Origin of the sequence: Psychrobacillus sp. FSL K6-1464 (genome assembly GCF_038003145.1) — a bacterium.
Lineage (GTDB): Bacteria > Bacillota > Bacilli > Bacillales_A > Planococcaceae > Psychrobacillus > Psychrobacillus psychrotolerans.
This window is the reverse complement of record NZ_JBBOOP010000001.1, coordinates 2,620,542-2,637,892: the sequence shown is the minus strand read 5'-3', so window position 1 is coordinate 2,637,892 and position 17,351 is coordinate 2,620,542. Positions and strand designations below refer to the sequence as shown.

Sequence of the window (17,351 nt, the reverse complement as noted above, 5' to 3'; positions counted from 1 at the left end):
GTTGGGTGCTCTTATTATATCATTGGACTTTGAGCTTAATTGGGGAGTACACGATGTTTATACAATAGAAGAATACGGCAACAATATTCTTGGAGCTCGTGTAGCTATTCCTCAAATACTTCAATTGTTTTTAAAATATGATATTCATGCGACCTGGGCTATTGTTGGAATGTTATATTGCAAGGATAAGCAGGAACTTTTATCATATTTTAACACGATGGATATACCTTATGAAAATACTGCATTAAGCCCACTAATAAATCTATCGAAGGTAGGGGCGAATGAAATGGTCGACCCTTATCATTTCGGACTTTCGCTAATCGAAATGATACGAGAAACATCCAATCAAGAGATTGGAACACATACCTTTTCTCATTTTTATTGCTTAGAAAATGGACAAAATGAGGAGCATTTCGAAAAGGATTTGAAGGCTGTTTCTTCCTTGGGGAAAATAGCATCTTTGGTTTTTCCAAGGAACCAAGTAAACCGACAGTATTTACATTTATGTGAAGAACTTGGAGTAAAAGCATACCGAGGAAACGAAAAAAATTGGATGTATAAAGCTCATACAAGTAAAAAAAATTCATGGCTAAAACGATTGTGTCGTCTAATAGATGCGTATGTAGATATATCTGGCAATCACACATATTGTTTAAAGAATTTAGAGACAGATCCTATTGTCAATATTCCTTCTAGTCGCTTTTTAAGGCCTTATAATAGCAGATTTTCCATGTTAGAACAACTTCGCCTCCGTCGAATTAAAAAGGGATTAACTAGGGCCGCAAAGAAAAACGAACTCTATCATTTATGGTGGCATCCGCATAATTTTGGTAGAGATACAAAGGAAAACCTTCAATTTTTAGAAGAAATCTTGAAACATGTTGACTATCTAAAGAACAAATATAACTTTCAAAGTATGCACATGCGAGATGTTACGGACGTTTTAAAAATTATTACCTCAAAAATAGTAATGAAAAGTTACTATTTCCCTTTTATTGTGATTTTATAATGAAATTCCTAAATGGACAGACAATCAAGAAGAATAGAGGATCATCCATAAGGAATGATCCTCTACAAAGTTTGCTAATTGTTTTTTATTACTGGTCTACATATTAAAAAAATTCTATCGTATTCATCTATCCCAGTTCTAGGGAAACGACACGTCTAGTGGAAATCTTTCTTTAGCCCTGTCAAATAATATACTACCAGATTATCTTTCAAGCATTTATCTCACACCATATCTCCGCTCAAGATGAAATAGATCGGCATCTTCGTTTCTATTTCCTAATATTAAATCTCTTAAAATATAAGAGCCTAGCATGCTATAGACAGTACCATTTCCACCATATCCAAGTAGATAATAGTGATTGGACTTCGTTGGGTGTTCCCCTATAAATGGAATATTATCAATAGATTCTCCAAAGCTTGCTGCATATGCGTATTCTATTTGAATATCATAGTCAGGGAAGAGCTCTCTTGCTTGTTGTAACAAATTTTCTGCTCGTTGTTGAATGACTTCCTCGGAGTCTGGTGCCTCTGGTTTATCCTCATCCAATCCCCCAACTATTAATCTTCCATCAACTGTTGAGCGAATATATAAATAAGGTCGCTGAGTTTCCCAAATTAACGCTTGTTCATACCAATCATTCAATTTCGAGATTGGGTTACTAACGAAGGCAAAAGAGCGGTTAATATCTGCTCCAATTCTCTTGCCAACTGGGGGAGTTTCATAGCCAGTTGTATAGATGATTTGTTTAGCTTTAAAGGAGTTATTAGATGTTCGGATATCTAAATAATCATTGTCCTCAAATACGTCCATTACCTCCGTATAAGGGAATAAATGTCCACCCAGTTCCTCAATTCTTGTAAGAACTCCATGCACAAACTTAAGTGGGTTAATCTCTGCATCCCCATGAGTAACTAAGGCACCATGTTTGGTAAAAGGCATTTTTTCGGCCATTTCATTTCTTCCCCAGTAGTCACAAGGGAACCCGTATTTTGTTAATGTGTCATATTCAGCTTTTATCTTTTCTACATCGTTTTCATCGCTCGCATAGCATATGCTTGGTCTGCGTATGAAGTCTACTTCGTTTGGAAGTTTTTTCGCAACACGTTCAAGATCATCCATTGCCTCATAACAAAGTTGGTAAAAACGAACAGCATCTTTTTCTCCGATTTGTCCAATTAGTTCGTGTAGCATAATATCATTGGAGTACTGTAACAGGCCAGTATTTGCACTAGAACTGCCTGTAGCCATTTCACGTTTATCTAGTATCGCTATTTTGAGACCACTTTCAGCTAAAGCAAGTGCTGTAAGTGCACCTGACATTCCAGAACCAACTATGACTACATCATATATGTCTAGTTTTTCATAAGTAGTTTTTGGTGTAAATGGTGTTGTAGTAGTAGGCCAATAAAGAGATCCATTATGTATTTTCATCTTTCATACTCCATTCTATTAGTTTCCTAGTATATACCCATTGTTTAATAGAATGAACCTCCCCATGTTATAATAAGTAAACTTCAAAAAAAGGGTGTTTGAAATGACTCAGGAAAAACCACATGTATTAGTAATAGATGGAATGGCATTATTATTTAGATCGTTTTTTGCCACAGCAATGTCTGGTAATTATTTCAAAAATGATAAAGGAATTCCGACAAATGCGGTGCAAGGTTTTGCTCGGCATGTATTAGCAGCACAAAATTTGATGCAACCTACTCATATGGCTGTTTGTTGGGACAAAGGGATGCTTACATTTAGGAATGAGTTATACGACGGTTATAAAGCAAACCGTCCAAAGCCAGCTGAAGAGCTTATTCCACAGTTTGATATGGCTCAGGAGTTGTCTGAGCATTTAGGATGGATGAACTTTGGAATAGCTGGAATGGAAGCGGATGATACCATTGCTTCAATTACACATAAATGGAAGGATGACGCAAGGTTTACGATAGTGAGTGGAGATAAGGATCTGCTTCAATTACTGGAGCCATCTACAGAAATTGCGTTCACGAAAAAAGGTTTTTCTATTTATGATATGTATAATGAATCTCGCTTCTATGAAGAATACGGCATTTCTCCATTGCTTTTCCCTGATGTGAAGGCATTTATGGGAGATTCTAGTGATGGCTATGCGGGCGTAAAGGGAATTGGTCCGAAAACAGCTTTACAACTTGTTCAAACCTATGGAACAGTTGATAAGGTCTTAGAGGCTTTACCGCTTTTGAAAGCTGGTCAACGAACTAAAATTGAAACGGATTTGGAAATGCTAAAGCTTTCTAAAGAGTTAGCTACCATTCGAAGAGATGTCCCGATTGGAGCGGAGTTAGAACATTTAGTATTAAAAGAAATCCCTTCAGCGAAACACGATTTCTTATATGAGCATGGTTATACTATTTTGGCAAGACAGCTTCAAAAATAGTTATTTTCCTATCGGAGCAATTTGGACAAATGTCAAAATCGGTGCATTATCTGAATAGCGAACTCTTCTAATTTGACTTGGACGATTTCTACCTCCATTGTCGTGGATTATTAATACTACTTCACTATCAACTATTTCATAGCCAATAAGTGGAACCCAGTGATAGGAAAACGTAAATTTTTTATTCCACTTTAGTGAAAAGTACTTATCAAATTTTAAGGCAACTACTCTGCCACTTTTTAGTTCGACCAGTGCATCTCGTAACGTACATTTGTCTACTATCCAATTCGGTCCGAGCAACTTACGCATATTTCGTATAAATCGATAGGTAAATAGCCCAATACGTGTACCTCCCAATTTTTCATACAAATCATTTGGCTGATGGTAACTAGTATTTGGGAACAAATAATTTAATAACACGTAAGCAGTGACTGGACCACACGCAGAAGCGCGGTAGTTAGCTTGAATTGTAGTATCATATTGGGAGTAACCTTGAACCGGTAATTGTATCTTCATGTTCGACCTCCTAATAGAGTTTTCCTTTTTCATGGGAAAACTCTTTTTTTATATCTGAAGCAAATTATTATTCTCTAAATTGTTCGTCTATTCTATAATACAATTTAACACAATCGATAATACTGGAGGAAATAGAATGATTAGGTTACTGCAAAGCAAGGATTTAAAAAAGGCTGCCGATATAGCTTCATTAGCTTATCCTGGAATGCTAATTCAAACGGATGAAAAGAAAAAAGAATTAATAGAGCGATTGGAAACAGAACAAAGGGAAGCTAATGGAATTCAATTCTTTGGTTGTTTTGATGAACAAGATGACCTTCTAGGGATTTTTCGTGTGAATGATTTTGAGTGCAATATAAATGGAAAGTTTCAACGCATATTTGGTATTGGTATGGTCGCAGTGCATTTATTACATAAAAAAGAAAAAGTAGCTTATCAACTTCTATCTTATTTTCATAACTATGCAAGACAGGAAAAGGTCGCTCTTGTATCACTTTATCCTTTTAATCCAAGTTTTTATCGGAAAATGGGTTATGGTTATGGCCCACTACGATATGAATTTAAATTTAAACCGGGAGAAATGTTAGCTGATGGCAATAAAGGCCGAGTGAAATTTTTAACAGCTTCGGATGAAGAGGCGATTGTAACTCTCTACAATGAATACGCACAAAACAACCATGGTATGTTGAAAAGAACTTGGAAGGAAAGAGAGTATATTAAAGCGAGAAAAACATATTATGTTGGTGTAGAGGAGGAAAACCGTTTAGTCGGGGCTCTAGGTTTCACGTTGGAACCAGTAAAAGATAGTCATTTTCTACATCAACATATGATTATTCATGAATGGATATGGAGTAATCCAAATGCCTATAAGCAACTAGCTTCATGGGTAAGTTCACAACAGGATCAAGTAGATCGAGTTATTTTCCGCACGAATGATCAATCATTTGTATATAGTCTTTCTAATCCATCAAATGATTCCAATCATGTAATTCCAAGTGTATATCATGAGGTGGCTACGACTGGTTCTGGTATTATGTATCGAATTACAAGTATAGAGTCATTTGTTAATGGTACTAATTTTCATGGATTAGGAGAACCTCAAGACAAGACAAAAGTTATATTGGCAATTGAGGATACATTTATTCCTGAGCAACATGGCTTATATGAATTATCTTATAGTAGTGGTCAGTGGGGAATTCAGAAAGCAGAAGATCACATAGACGCCAACATTACTATTGGAATTCATGATTTAAGTTCGTGGTGGATGGGTTGCGTAACGATAGAATCTCTTTATGATATTGGAGAAGCTAAGTTACATCAGATAGACCCTAAAAAACTAGATGAATGGTTTAAACCCAAAAAAGGGCCAATTTGTTTTACGGCTTTTTAAAGTAAAACAAAAGGAGAATTGCTATACAATTAGCAATTCTCCTGATTTTATTTTTTTATGTTAATCGTATTATTGGATTCACCTAACAGTTTTTTCAATGCTTCACGGAAACTTTTATACGTCTCAATATCTACTTGGATACTAGCATGCACAATTTCACGGATAAAACGCGGATTAAATCCAACATAAATAGGCCGAATACCCATTAAACGAAGTGAACTATTCAAACTAGAAATAGCCAGTGCAAGTTCGTTATAGTCAAAGGCTTCCACATCTTCTACATTTACACCAGTAAAATCAAATACTGCTTGTTCAATTTCCTTGTGTTCTCCAATATATTGAAGCGTTTTAGTTTGAATATTTTCAAAGCGTTCTCTAAACATATAGCCAGCGATAGGGATTAAAATCGTCTTAGGAACGATTGATGGAATAATAGGTGTAGAGATTGTTTTAATAATTTTTTCGTAGTAAGTGATTTTTTCTTTCAGTTCCATTATTTCTTGTTCGTGAGACATATAAGTAAGCACCTCTATTATTTTCTGTTCTTTCGTCTAAAAGAAAAGGCTGCTTCTAATAGAAACAACCTTTCTATCCATATACTTCTTGGTAGCTATGATTCTGTTACCGTGCTCTTGCAGAAAGCTCGTCGAGTATAAAGGTTAGATGTATTTTACTATAGATACTATCTTACTTACTTTGTGCATCTAAAAATTCTGTAACCTGCTCAGGGGATTTTGCATTTGCGCTATGAAGATGTGCTTTTTTCTCGCCATTTTGGTAAATAAGAAGGCTTGGAATTCCCATTACTTCATATTTTTCAGCTACTTCTGGAAGTTCATCACGATTTACTTCGTACCAATTGTATTGGTTGTATTTTTCAACGATTGGATCGATGAACATTTCCATACGACGGCAATCAGGACACCAGCCAGCTTCAAATTTTACTAATACCTCTTTATCACCAGAAATGATCTCATTGAATTGTTCAGTAGTTGTAATTTTTTGCATGTTTATTTACCTCCTATGACTTTGTTTACAGTGTACACTGTTTCTTATGTTGGAGAAAGAAAAAAGAATTATTTATTCATTTTATTATTGCGAAAATTTAAATTTTGGTCTAAACTAATAGACATAGAGATTGCTTCTATTTTTTTTGTGAATAAAATGAATGAGCGTTCATTCAAGATGAAGGGGAGGCTTTGCATATGACATATCAAATTAAAAAGGCCGCTGTATTAGGTTCAGGAGTTATGGGGTCAGGAATTGCTGCTCACTTAGCGAATATCGGTATTCCTACATTACTATTAGATATCGTACCAAAAGAGGTAAGCAAAGATGAGGAAGCAAAGGGACTAACTATAGAGCATCCAGCAGTAAGAAATAAATTCGCAGGAACAGCTATTCAAAAGTTGTTGAAGCAAAAACCTGCACCACTAAGTGCTAAGAAAAACTTACAGTTAATAACGGCAGGCAACTTAGAGGACGATCTTGAAAAACTAAAAGACGTCGACTGGATTATTGAAGTAGTAGTTGAAAACTTAGAAATTAAAAAGAGTTTATATGAAAGAATAGATGCAATTCGTAAGTCAGGCACAATCATTAGTTCAAATACATCAGGTATTAGTATTAATGCTATGGTGGAGGGTCGTTCAGAAGATTTTGGAAAGCATTTCTTAGGAACACATTTCTTTAATCCTCCTCGTTATTTGAAACTTTTAGAAGTTATTCCAGCTAATACAACAGCTCCTGAAGTTGTAGATTTCATGAAGCAGTTTGGCGAAGACGTATTAGGAAAAGGCGTAGTACTTGCAAAGGATACACCGAACTTCATTGCCAACCGTATTGGTACTTATGGTTTGCTTGTAACACTTCGTGAAATGCAAACTAGAGGATATTCAGTTGGAGAGGTAGATTCTGTGACAGGACCACTAATTGGTCGTCCTAAGTCTGCGACATTCCGTACATTAGACGTAGTTGGTTTAGATACATTTGCACATGTTGCGAAAAACGTATTTGACCAAACAACGGGTGAGGAACAAAAAGTATTTGAAGTACCTACATTTATGCAAAAGATGTTGGAAAACAAATGGCTTGGAGCTAAAACGGGGCAAGGGTTCTTCTTAAAAGAAGGAAAAGAAATTAAAGAACTAAATCCTGAAACGCTTGAATATGAAACTATGAAGAAATTGAAAACGCCTTCAATGGAAATGGCTAAGCAACAAAAAGGTCTTGCTGCAAAAGTGAAAACATTAACTTATGCAAAAGATAGAACTGGTGAATTACTTTGGAGCATTTTAAGTCCTACATTAATCTATTCGGCTAAATTACACGGTGAAATAGCAGATGATATCGTTGCAATTGACCAAGGCATGAAGTGGGGCTTCGGCTGGCAGCAAGGTCCATTTGAAATATGGGATGCCATCGGAGTAAAGGAATCCGTTGAAAAAATGTCTGCTGAAGGACTTGAAATTCCGGTATTCGTTCAGTCTTTACTTGATAAAGGTTTCGAATCCTTCTATAAGGAAGAAAATGGAGATCAATACTATTTCAACGGAACTGATTATTCACTAGTTGCCGTAAGTGATAAAGTAATTGACCTAAAAAGATATAAGAAAAAACATGGTGTGATTAAATCTAATTCGGGTGCTAGTTTAATAGATTTAGGAGATGGAGTTGCTTTGCTTGAGTTCCATTCTAAATCGAACTCGATTGGTCTAGATATCCTTCAAATGATTAGCTTTGCGGTGGAGGAAGTTGAGAAGAATTTCAAAGGCCTTGTTATAGGTAACCAAGGGAAAAACTTCAGTGTTGGAGCGAATCTTGGAATGATTTTAATGGAAGCACAGGACGATAATATCTTCGAATTAGATTTTGTTGTTCGTCAATTCCAAAATGCAATGATGAAGATTAAATACTCGGCTAAACCAGTTGTAGTAGCTCCATTTGGAATGACTTTAGGTGGGGGAGCAGAAACATGCTTACCGGCTGCTCATATCCAAGCATCTTCTGAGACTTATATGGGCTTAGTAGAAGCTGGAGTTGGCCTTATCCCTGGTGGTGGAGGTAACAAAGAGCTTTATATTAAGCACTTAAAAGGACTTCCAAACGGTGTCGAGATAGATTATCTATCGGTGGCAAGCAAAGTATTTGAAACGATTGCAATGGCAAAAGTTTCTACATCAGCTGAAGAAGCTCGTGAAAACAACTTCTTGAATTTTGCAGATGGAATTAGTGTTAACCCAGACCACTTAATTTATGATGCGAAGCAAGCAGTATTATCTCTTGCAGAAGCAGGATATAAAGCACCGATTCGTGAAAAAGTTCCTGTATCAGGATCTCCAGGATTTGCGGCACTAGTTTTAGGTGCTGAAGGAATGTTCCTATCAGGGTTTATCAGTGAGCATGATCTTAAGATTGCGAAAAAGCTTGCATATGTTGTTGCAGGTGGAGAAGTTCCATACGGTACATTTGTAGATGAGCAATATTTACTTAACTTAGAGCGAGAAGCTTTCTTAAGTTTAGTTGCAGATCCAAAATCTCAAGCAAGAATGCAACACATGCTAGTGAAGGGTAAACCACTACGCAACTAGAGTTGTATAAAGGTAAAGGAGGAGAGCTCATGCGTGAAGCAGTATTAGTAGCTGGGGCAAGAACACCAGTAGGTAAAGCGAAAAAAGGTTCTTTAGCGACGGTTCGTCCAGATGATTTTGGAGCGCTAGTAGTTAAAGAAACATTACTAAGAGCGGGTGGATACGATGGCCCGATAGATGATTTTATATTAGGTTGTGCAATGCCAGAAGCAGAGCAAGGGATGAACGTTGCTCGTAATATCGGAGCATTAGCAGGACTACCGGATACAACTCCAGCAATTACAGTGAATCGTTTCTGTTCATCTGGTTTACAGTCCATTGCATATGGTGCAGAGCGTATTATGTTAGGTCACGCGGAGGCGATTATCGCTGGTGGCGTAGAGTCTATGAGTATGGTTCCAATGATGGGTAATACCATCCGCCCGAACGCACATCTAGCACAAACAGCTCCGCAATACTATATGGGAATGGGTCACACAGCAGAACAAGTGGCCACGAAATATGGTATTAGTCGTGAGGACCAAGATGCATTTGCAGTAAGATCACATGAACTAGCAGCAGCTGCAATTGCTGCAGGAAAGTTCAATGATGATATTGTACCTGTTGAAGTTATCAAGCATTTTGTAGACGAAAACAATAAAGCACAAAAGAAAAAATTCATGTTCGAAATGGACGAAGGCGTACGTGTTGGAACTTCACTGGAAACACTTGCAAAATTACGTCCTGCATTCAATGTTCGTGGATCCGTAACGGCAGGAAATGCTTCACAAACTTCTGATGGAGCAGGCGCTGTTCTAATCATGGACCGTGAAGTTGCTGAAGCACAAGGATTAAAACCGCTTGCAAAATTCCGTTCTTTTGCAGTTGGTGGAGTACCTCCTGAAGTAATGGGGATTGGACCGATTGTAGCAGTACCAAAAGCATTAAAACTTGCTGGTTTATCCATTGAGGACATCGATCTTTGGGAAATCAACGAAGCATTTGCTTCTCAATCAATTCAAGTTGTTCGTCATTTAGGCTTAGATATGGATAAGGTGAATGTAAATGGTGGAGCAATTGCACTTGGTCATCCACTTGGAGCGACGGGAACAATCTTAACATTGAAAATGATGAGTGAGTTAAGACGTCAAGGGAAGCAATTCGGAGTTGTTACAATGTGTATTGGTGGCGGTATGGGAGCTGCTGGAGTTTTCGAATTACTATAAGAATCTTTTAAACAAATAGGAGGAATATATATGAACGAATTAAAAGAGGCAATCAAAGGCGGAGCGTTTTTAGTAGAAGATTTGGACGCTAGTCGTATTTTTACACCAGAGGATTTTAACGACGAGCAAAAGATGATTGCGAAAACGACAGAGGAGTATGTTAAAAACTCAGTACTTCCAGTGGTAGAAAACTTGGAGCATCATGAATTTGAACACTCTGTTCGTTTATTAAAAGAAGCGGGTGACCTAGGTTTACTTGCAGCTGATATTCCAGAAGAATATGGTGGAATTGGCTTAGACAAAATTTCTTCTGCACTAATTTCAGAAAAAATGTCTGTAGCCGGTGGATATTCCATTACTCACGGAGCACATGTTGGGATTGGTACATTGCCAATCGTTCTATTTGGTAATGAAGAACAAAAACAAAAATACCTTCCGTCATCTGCATCAGGTGAGAAGATATTTGCTTATGCACTTACAGAACCAGGTTCAGGATCTGATGCACTAGGCGCAAAAACTACGGCGAAGTTAAATGCTGAAGGTACACATTATGTATTAAATGGGGAAAAACAATGGATTACTAATGCTGGATTTGCAGATGTATTCGTTGTTTACGCTAAAGTGGATGGAGACAAATTCTCTGCATTTATCGTAGAAAAAACATTCCCAGGCGTGTCTGTAGGAGCAGAAGAGAAGAAAATGGGTATTAAATCATCTTCAACTCGTACATTAATCTTACAAGATGCTCAAGTACCTGTTGATAATCTTTTAGGTGAAATCGGACGTGGTCACGTTATCGCTTTCAACATATTAAATATTGGTCGTTATAAATTAGGGGTAGGTACAATTGGTGGATCTAAACGTGCATTAGAGTTAGCAATCGCTTATACAAACCAACGTCAACAATTTAAAACACCAATCTCTTCCTTTAATTTAACGAAGAACAAACTAGCTACAATGGCTTCAAAATTATATGCGACAGAAAGCTTAATCTACCGTACTGTAGGATACTTTGAAGAGCGTATGAGTCAGTTAAGCCCAGAAGAGCAAAAAGACGGAAAAGCAATTGCTGCTTCTATCGCTGAATATGCAATTGAATGTTCTATTAACAAAGTAGTAGGATCTGAGGTTCTAGATTACATTGTTGACGAAGCTGTTCAATTACATGGTGGATATGGCTTCATGCAAGAGTATGAAGTAGAGCGCCTTTACCGTGACTCTCGTATTAACCGCATCTTCGAAGGAACTAACGAAATCAACCGCTTAATCGTTCCAGGAACATTCCTGAAAAAAGCAATGAAGGGTGAATTGCCACTTCTTCAAAAAGCTGCGGGCTTACAAGAAGAGCTATTAATGATGATGCCTGAAGAGGTTGGAACAGAAGCACTTGCACAAGAAAAAGTATTAGTAGCTAATGCGAAGAAAATTGGTATTTTAGTAGCTGGGCTTGCTGCTCAACGTTTTGGTACAAAACTAGAGGCAGAGCAAGAAGTACTAGTGAACATTGCAAATATCGCTAATAACCTATTTGCTATGGAATCCGCAGTCCTTCGTACAGAAAAAGCTATCGGTCGTGATGGAGAAGAAAAAGCAGCGCAAAAACTTCTTTATACACAAATCTTTACACAAGAAGCGTTTATCGAAATCGAACAAGCGGCAAAAGAAACTCTTATTGCAGCTGTAGATGGAGATAACCAACGTATGATGATTTCTGCTTTACGCAAATTGACTCGCTACACTCCATACAACGTAATTGAGAAAAAACGTGAAGCATCGGTTAAACTGATCGAAGCAGAAAAATACGTTCTTTAATCAATTCATGAAAAAGCCGATTCCTTATGAATCGGCTTTTTTGAAGATTAGGAGTATATAAAATTGTACCGTGAACACTGTGTTTTAAGGGTGAAAGAATGAATAATTACTAATACTGATTTGTGTTTCAGGTGGACGCGGTTCGCGGGGTGAGCGATGAGCTATCACCACAGCACACGCGTCGCTGTGATATCTCATCTGTCTCGCTCATCCCGCAGAAGTCGCCACCTTTCACTTCAATCAATTAAGTTAGTAGTACTAAACTTTAAAATATTGCATAGCTTCTCGCTTAGATACTAAGAGTAGTCAAAGTTAATATAGGGATAAAACCTTCTGCTTAGTTAGGAACATTATTTTAATAAGGAAGTAGAAAGTGGATTTTCTTTGATACGATTCCCTTTCAGCCTTACTTATTTTAAGAAGAAATTATTATTTTTAGGTGGTTTTAGGTTTTATAATCAATTATCCGAACATTTAAAGCGGATCTAGTTGTTTGGAGCGCAGAGCGGTGACTCCAGTGGGCACAGCACGAGCTGAAGACCCTGGACTGAGCAGCGCGAGGGAAGCGGCTGAAGCCTGGCCCACGGAAAGCGTCCGCTTGAAGCGGAAATTATGGGCATTTCTATATTCTTATTTTTAAAGGGCCGGGCGCATTTTGCTCGGTTTTTCTTGATTGGAGGCTGAATCATATATTTATTTATTCAAAATAATTGCCTATCCTTTCCACTTTTATGTATGATTAAGAGAAAAAGGTGGTACAACATGTCTATTCAATATTATGGCTATCCAAAATGTACAACGTGCAGAAAAGCAAGTAAATGGTTAAAAGATAACGGAATAGAATACATAGACAATCATATAGCTGAAAGTCCCCCAAAGAAAGAAACTCTTCAAAAAATGTTTGAGGTAAGTGAACTAGAACTAAAAAAATTCTTTAATACTTCCGGTATGAAATATCGCGAGCTTGGACTAAAAGACAAGCTTCCAACAATGTCAGAAGACGAACAATTATCCTTACTTGCTTCGGATGGAATGCTTATTAAACGACCAATTGTTTTTGACGGGAATAAATTAACGCTAGGCTTCAAGGAGCAACAGTTTGAGGATGTATGGAAGACTTCTTAAAGTCACTTGTTTTTACTATTAAAATATGTGAATATAGTAGATGAATGTATTATTAATGGAGAGGGGTATATATATGAACGCACCTAAAGATTTAAAATACTCAGCAGAGCATGAATGGGTAAAAACTGAAGGCGGCAATGTCCGTATCGGTATTACTGAATTTGCACAATCTGAACTTGGAGATATCGTTTTTGTTGAACTTCCACAAGTTGGAGATGAGATTAAAGCAGGAGATCCTTTTGGAAGTGTTGAATCGGTTAAAACTGTTTCTGAACTGTATGCACCAATTAGCGGTAAAGTAGTAGAGGTAAATACAGAACTAGAAGATAGCCCTGAGTATGTTAACGAGTCCCCTTATGAAAATGCATGGATGATTGTTATTGAACCATCTGATGCAGCTGAAGTGGATGGTTTACTTTCTCCAGAAAAATACGAAGAATTAATTTCAGAATAATTTCGAAAACGCCGCTTAATATCGGCGTTTTTTTCATATAATATTGGAAAGGGCATAGTTGGGAGAGAGGCTGAATGGCTATTGTCTTTAGTGAAAAGATAATTCTTGTTGAGGGTAGATCTGATAAATTAAAGCTTTTAAAACTGCTGGATGAATCAACAGAAATTATTTGCACCAATGGAACGATATCGAATGTCAGGCTAGAAGAAATTTTAAGTCCTTATGAAGGCATTCCTATTTATGCGTTTCTGGATGCAGATAAGTCTGGTGAGCAAATTCGCTCTGTCGTGAGAAAAGAATACCCTGAAGCGATTCATCTATATACCAATCCGATGTTCTGCGAAGTAGCGACCACACCATTCAAAGTTTTGGCTTCTATATTAAAAAGTGTTAATATAAAAGTGAAAAGACAATATTTACTTTAGGATGATGTAATATGAATGAATGGACCTTAGAACAATGGAACAGCCATAAGAACAGTGGGCAGCTTACCATATTTTATATTTATACACCCATGTGTGGAACCTGCCAAGTTGCTAGTAAAATGATGCAAGTTATAAAAGAGATAAAGCCTTTTTTAATTGGTCAAGCAAATATTAACTATCTTGGAGATTTTGCTATGGATTATCAAATTGAAAGTGTGCCATGTCTGCTAATCGCTAAAGGTGGAACGGTATATAAAAAAATATATGCCTTTCAGTCAGTTCCATTTATCTTGGATGCGATAAAAAGTATTGACGACCAAGTTGTCGTATGATAACATTCGATATACCGACAAATTAATAGTTTTACTCTTATTAAGAGAGGTGGAGGGAAGTGCCCTTTGAAGCCCGGCAACCGTCATGTAAATGAAATGGTGCCAAGTCACGCAAAGCAAATGCTTTGGGAAATGAGAGAATGGATAAATGTTATTAAATTGGATAACTTTAAACCCTTCTGCTCTTTTGCAGGAGGGTTTTTTTAGTTGAAAATGGGAAGAATAAGGTTTTAATACAAAGTAAATTTCAACAACCTGTTAATAATAGATAGGTATAGAATAGTTTAAAGAAAGGGGGCAAGGTTCCCATGATTAGTTTAAAAAATATTTCCAAAAAATTTAGTACGAAACAAGGTACGATTGTTGCAGTGGAAGAGGTGAATCTTGACATAAAAAAGGGTGAGATCTTTGGCATTATTGGTTATAGTGGTGCTGGTAAAAGTACACTCATTCGCTTATTAAATGGATTAGAAAAGCCAACTTCAGGTGAAATCATCGTAAATAATGAAGACATTACAAAGATAAATGAAGTGAAGCTTCGCCAAGTAAGACAAAAGGTAAGTATGATTTTTCAACATTTTAATTTGTTATGGTCAAGAACGGTTGAAGAGAATATTGCTTTCCCATTGGAGATCGCCGGTATACCACCAGCTCAACGTTCTCAAAGAGTTAAAGAACTTATTGATTTGGTTGGTCTGGAAGGGCGAGGGCATTATTATCCTTCTCAACTATCAGGTGGACAAAAGCAACGTGTTGGAATTGCACGCGCATTAGCCAACCGTCCAGAAGTACTTCTTTGTGATGAAGCAACTTCTGCATTAGATCCAGAAACTACAGATTCTATTTTAGATTTATTAGTTAGTATCAATGCGAAACTAGGTCTGACAATTGTATTAATAACCCATGAGATGCAGGTTATTCAGAAGATATGTGGTCGCGTTGCAGTTATGGAAAAAGGTCATGTAGTAGAAGAAGGAAATGTGCTAGATGTATTTCAAAATCCGCAACAAACGATTACGAAGCGTTTTGTTTCGCAGGTCAGTGATTCCAACAAGGCGTTGCAAACAATACAGCAATTAAAAGAACTTTACCCAAATGGCAAGCTGATTAAGCTCGTATTTGTTGGGGAGCAGACAGTACAACCAATACTGTCTAGACTTATCAAACAGTTTGATTTGGAAGTAAATATTGTTCAAGGAAATATTTCGCATACACAAACTGGTGCATTTGGTACGCTCATCCTTCAGTTAGAAGGAGAAGCACTACTAATAGATGATGCAATTCGATATATACACGAACAAAAAGTAAATACAGAGGTGATCAACAATGATTAATAATTTGTTTCCTAATGTTGATTGGCCAAAAATGTGGGAAGCCACAGTTGAAACATTATATATGACTGCAGTATCAACAATTTTAACAGCTATTATTGGACTAGTTCTTGGTCTTCTACTTTTCTTAACTAGCCCTCATCAAGCGTGGGCGAACAAATTAGCAAACTGGTTAACAGGAGCTTTCGTCAATATATTCCGCTCCATTCCATTTATTATTTTGATCATTTTGCTAATACCTTTAACGAAGTTTTTGGTCGGAACAATGCGTGGTCCAAATGCGGCCTTCCCGGCTTTAGTAATCGGAGCTGCTCCATTCTACGCCCGTATGGTGTTAATAGCTCTTCGAGAAATTGATAAAGGTGTGCTAGAAGCTGCAAAATCGATGGGTGCTAAAACTTCTACTATTATATGGAAAGTATTAATGCCAGAATCTATGCCTGCTTTAGTATCAGGCATAACGGTTACAGCGATTTCACTAGTTGGATATACAGCGATGGCTGGTATTATCGGAGCTGGTGGACTAGGAACATTAGCCTTTTTAGATGGTTTCCAAAGAGGTAGGACAGACGTAACACTTGTTGCCACGGTATTAATATTAATTATGGTATTTATCATCCAGTGGATAGGCGATGTAATTACTACGAAGATAGACAAACGATAATAGGTGTTAACGAGAGTACTCGATCACATAGAAATAATAGGATAAAAAGGGAGAGATATTGAATGAAGAAATTTTTAGCTGGAGCATTACTATCAGTAAGTGCATTAACCCTTGCAGCATGTGGAGATGAAAAAAGTAGTCAACTAGTAGTAGGTGCATCTAACGTACCTCATGCAGTTATATTAGAAGAAGTTAAACCAATTCTAGAAGAACAAGGAATTGAACTTGTTGTAGAATCATATCAAGATTATGTATTACCAAACAAAGATTTAGATTCAGGAGACTTGGACGCAAACTTTTTCCAACACATTCCTTACTTTGAATCGCAAAAAGCTGATTTTGGATATGACTTCGCCAACGCAGGCGGTATTCACATCGAGCCAATCGGTTTATACTCTAAAAAATACGGTTCTATTGAAGAGCTTCCAGAGGGGGCAACTATTTTAATGAGTAACTCTGTTGCAGATCATGGACGTATCCTTGCAATGTTAGAAGCGAAAGGCCTTATTAAATTAGCAGACGGCATTGATAAAACAAAAGCGGAAGTAAAAGATATTGTGGAAAATGAGAAAAACCTTGAATTTGATGCTAACTATGAATCTGCTTTAATGGTTCAGTTATATGAAAATGAAGAAGGCGACGCAGTACTGATCAACTCTAACTATGCAATTGACGCTGACCTTAATCCATTAGAAGACTCAATCGCTATTGAAGAATCAGATGAATCTCCATACGTAAATATCATCGCAGTAAACTCTGGTGATGAAGACAATAAAGAGATTAAAGCTTTAGTAGAAGCATTAAAATCTAAAGAAATCCAAGACTTCATCCTAAGCGAGTGGGGCGGATCAGTAGTACCGGTAAAATAATAGTATTGTAGAGAAAACAGGCATCCTGGGATGTCTGTTTTTTTGTGGTTGCCATTTGCACACGAGGATTTGGCAAACGCCCGAGAAGTAGTCGTATCGGTCCGAGCACTAGAGCCATGCGCCCGAACTAGAGAGGTATCCGCTCGAGAATCCGGCGAACGCCCGAGAAGATGCTGTATCGGCTCGAGTCGCAAAGCCATGCGCCCGAGCTAGATTAGA

Annotated in this window: 17 protein-coding genes and 1 riboswitch; of the genes, 13 read left to right on the top strand and 4 right to left on the bottom strand. The window is 37.3% G+C overall.

Annotated features, from left to right (window positions below):
* Position 1 precedes the first annotated feature (1 nt).
* On the top strand, positions 2-1,009 hold the full coding sequence (locus tag MKX39_RS13370; RefSeq protein ID WP_340769813.1) for a polysaccharide deacetylase family protein: 1,008 nt from the start codon (positions 2-4) through the stop codon (positions 1,007-1,009).
* Between the two features lie 216 nt (positions 1,010-1,225).
* Here MKX39_RS13370 and MKX39_RS13365 read toward each other — a convergent pair whose 3' ends face one another.
* Positions 1,226-2,440, bottom strand: coding sequence for an NAD(P)/FAD-dependent oxidoreductase (locus tag MKX39_RS13365; RefSeq protein ID WP_340769812.1), 1,215 nt, complete (start codon positions 2,438-2,440; stop codon positions 1,226-1,228).
* Positions 2,441-2,543: 103 nt separating this feature from the next.
* Here MKX39_RS13365 and MKX39_RS13360 point away from each other — a divergent pair, with 103 nt between their 5' ends.
* On the top strand, positions 2,544-3,419 hold the full coding sequence (locus tag MKX39_RS13360) for a 5'-3' exonuclease (protein ID WP_340769811.1): 876 nt from the start codon (positions 2,544-2,546) through the stop codon (positions 3,417-3,419).
* Here the strand turns inward: MKX39_RS13360 and MKX39_RS13355 are convergent, their stop codons facing one another.
* The gene (locus MKX39_RS13355; RefSeq protein WP_340769810.1) at positions 3,420-3,935 is read right to left on the bottom strand and encodes a hypothetical protein; all 516 of its coding nucleotides are present in this window, start codon (positions 3,933-3,935) and stop codon (positions 3,420-3,422) included. It abuts the gene before it with no gap.
* A 136-nt stretch (positions 3,936-4,071) separates the two neighbouring features.
* Here MKX39_RS13355 and MKX39_RS13350 point away from each other — a divergent pair, with 136 nt between their 5' ends.
* Positions 4,072-5,325, top strand: coding sequence for a GNAT family N-acetyltransferase (locus MKX39_RS13350; RefSeq protein ID WP_340769809.1), 1,254 nt, complete (start codon positions 4,072-4,074; stop codon positions 5,323-5,325).
* A 47-nt stretch (positions 5,326-5,372) separates the two neighbouring features.
* Here MKX39_RS13350 and MKX39_RS13345 read toward each other — a convergent pair whose 3' ends face one another.
* A complete protein-coding gene (locus MKX39_RS13345; RefSeq protein ID WP_340769808.1) occupies positions 5,373-5,840 on the bottom strand; it encodes an STAS domain-containing protein in 468 nt (155 codons plus the stop codon).
* Positions 5,841-6,012: 172 nt separating this feature from the next.
* Positions 6,013-6,333, bottom strand: coding sequence for a thioredoxin family protein (locus tag MKX39_RS13340; protein ID WP_340769807.1), 321 nt, complete (start codon positions 6,331-6,333; stop codon positions 6,013-6,015).
* 197 nt (positions 6,334-6,530) lie between these two features.
* On the opposite strand from MKX39_RS13340, the gene MKX39_RS13335 reads away from it, so the two are divergent.
* From MKX39_RS13335 to MKX39_RS13290, 10 genes are all read left to right on the top strand, one after another.
* Complete coding sequence (locus MKX39_RS13335; protein ID WP_340769806.1) at positions 6,531-8,915, top strand: 3-hydroxyacyl-CoA dehydrogenase/enoyl-CoA hydratase family protein; 2,385 nt, start codon at positions 6,531-6,533, stop codon at positions 8,913-8,915.
* Positions 8,916-8,944: 29 nt separating this feature from the next.
* Entirely contained in the window at positions 8,945-10,120 is a 1,176-nt protein-coding gene (locus tag MKX39_RS13330; protein ID WP_340769805.1) for an acetyl-CoA C-acetyltransferase, read from the top strand.
* A 30-nt stretch (positions 10,121-10,150) separates the two neighbouring features.
* Positions 10,151-11,932 (top strand): acyl-CoA dehydrogenase family protein, encoded by a 1,782-nt coding sequence (locus MKX39_RS13325; protein WP_093537751.1) that lies wholly within the window; start codon positions 10,151-10,153, stop codon positions 11,930-11,932.
* A gap of 762 nt (positions 11,933-12,694) precedes the next feature.
* A complete protein-coding gene (locus MKX39_RS13320) occupies positions 12,695-13,057 on the top strand; it encodes an arsenate reductase family protein (RefSeq protein WP_340769804.1) in 363 nt (120 codons plus the stop codon).
* Positions 13,058-13,130: 73 nt separating this feature from the next.
* Entirely contained in the window at positions 13,131-13,511 is a 381-nt protein-coding gene (gcvH, locus tag MKX39_RS13315; RefSeq protein WP_093537753.1) for a glycine cleavage system protein GcvH, read from the top strand.
* Between the two features lie 74 nt (positions 13,512-13,585).
* Entirely contained in the window at positions 13,586-13,936 is a 351-nt protein-coding gene (locus tag MKX39_RS13310; protein WP_093537754.1) for a toprim domain-containing protein, read from the top strand.
* A gap of 11 nt (positions 13,937-13,947) precedes the next feature.
* Positions 13,948-14,268 (top strand): thioredoxin family protein, encoded by a 321-nt coding sequence (locus tag MKX39_RS13305; protein ID WP_093537755.1) that lies wholly within the window; start codon positions 13,948-13,950, stop codon positions 14,266-14,268.
* Between the two features lie 34 nt (positions 14,269-14,302).
* Positions 14,303-14,407: riboswitch (SAM riboswitch) on the top strand.
* Positions 14,408-14,576: 169 nt separating this feature from the next.
* Positions 14,577-15,602: a methionine ABC transporter ATP-binding protein gene (locus MKX39_RS13300; protein ID WP_340763069.1), complete on the top strand. Its 1,026-nt coding sequence runs from the start codon at positions 14,577-14,579 to the stop codon at positions 15,600-15,602.
* Positions 15,595-16,263 (top strand): methionine ABC transporter permease, encoded by a 669-nt coding sequence (locus MKX39_RS13295; protein WP_093537757.1) that lies wholly within the window; start codon positions 15,595-15,597, stop codon positions 16,261-16,263. The genes MKX39_RS13300 and MKX39_RS13295 overlap by 8 nt, the downstream gene beginning before the upstream one ends.
* Positions 16,264-16,325: 62 nt before the next feature.
* Complete coding sequence (locus MKX39_RS13290) at positions 16,326-17,132, top strand: MetQ/NlpA family ABC transporter substrate-binding protein (protein ID WP_093537758.1); 807 nt, start codon at positions 16,326-16,328, stop codon at positions 17,130-17,132.
* Positions 17,133-17,351 lie beyond the last annotated feature (219 nt).

Bases quoted from the DNA above. Each gene is read 5' to 3' on its own strand.
- MKX39_RS13310 (WP_093537754.1), top strand. From the start codon at position 13,586: ATGGCTATTGTCTTTAGTGAAAAGATAATTCTTGTTGAGGGTAGATCT.
- MKX39_RS13290 (WP_093537758.1), top strand. From the start codon at position 16,326: ATGAAGAAATTTTTAGCTGGAGCATTACTATCAGTAAGTGCATTAACC.
- MKX39_RS13330 (WP_340769805.1), top strand. From the start codon at position 8,945: ATGCGTGAAGCAGTATTAGTAGCTGGGGCAAGAACACCAGTAGGTAAA.
- MKX39_RS13350 (WP_340769809.1), top strand. From the start codon at position 4,072: ATGATTAGGTTACTGCAAAGCAAGGATTTAAAAAAGGCTGCCGATATA.
- MKX39_RS13365 (WP_340769812.1), bottom strand. From the start codon at position 2,440: ATGAAAATACATAATGGATCTCTTTATTGGCCTACTACTACAACACCA.
- MKX39_RS13340 (WP_340769807.1), bottom strand. From the start codon at position 6,333: ATGCAAAAAATTACAACTACTGAACAATTCAATGAGATCATTTCTGGT.
- MKX39_RS13335 (WP_340769806.1), top strand. From the start codon at position 6,531: ATGACATATCAAATTAAAAAGGCCGCTGTATTAGGTTCAGGAGTTATG.
- MKX39_RS13325 (WP_093537751.1), top strand. From the start codon at position 10,151: ATGAACGAATTAAAAGAGGCAATCAAAGGCGGAGCGTTTTTAGTAGAA.
- gcvH (WP_093537753.1), top strand. From the start codon at position 13,131: ATGAACGCACCTAAAGATTTAAAATACTCAGCAGAGCATGAATGGGTA.
- MKX39_RS13320 (WP_340769804.1), top strand. From the start codon at position 12,695: ATGTCTATTCAATATTATGGCTATCCAAAATGTACAACGTGCAGAAAA.
- MKX39_RS13360 (WP_340769811.1), top strand. From the start codon at position 2,544: ATGACTCAGGAAAAACCACATGTATTAGTAATAGATGGAATGGCATTA.
- MKX39_RS13300 (WP_340763069.1), top strand. From the start codon at position 14,577: ATGATTAGTTTAAAAAATATTTCCAAAAAATTTAGTACGAAACAAGGT.
- MKX39_RS13295 (WP_093537757.1), top strand. From the start codon at position 15,595: ATGATTAATAATTTGTTTCCTAATGTTGATTGGCCAAAAATGTGGGAA.
- MKX39_RS13345 (WP_340769808.1), bottom strand. From the start codon at position 5,840: ATGTCTCACGAACAAGAAATAATGGAACTGAAAGAAAAAATCACTTAC.
- MKX39_RS13355 (WP_340769810.1), bottom strand. From the start codon at position 3,935: ATGAAGATACAATTACCGGTTCAAGGTTACTCCCAATATGATACTACA.
- MKX39_RS13305 (WP_093537755.1), top strand. From the start codon at position 13,948: ATGAATGAATGGACCTTAGAACAATGGAACAGCCATAAGAACAGTGGG.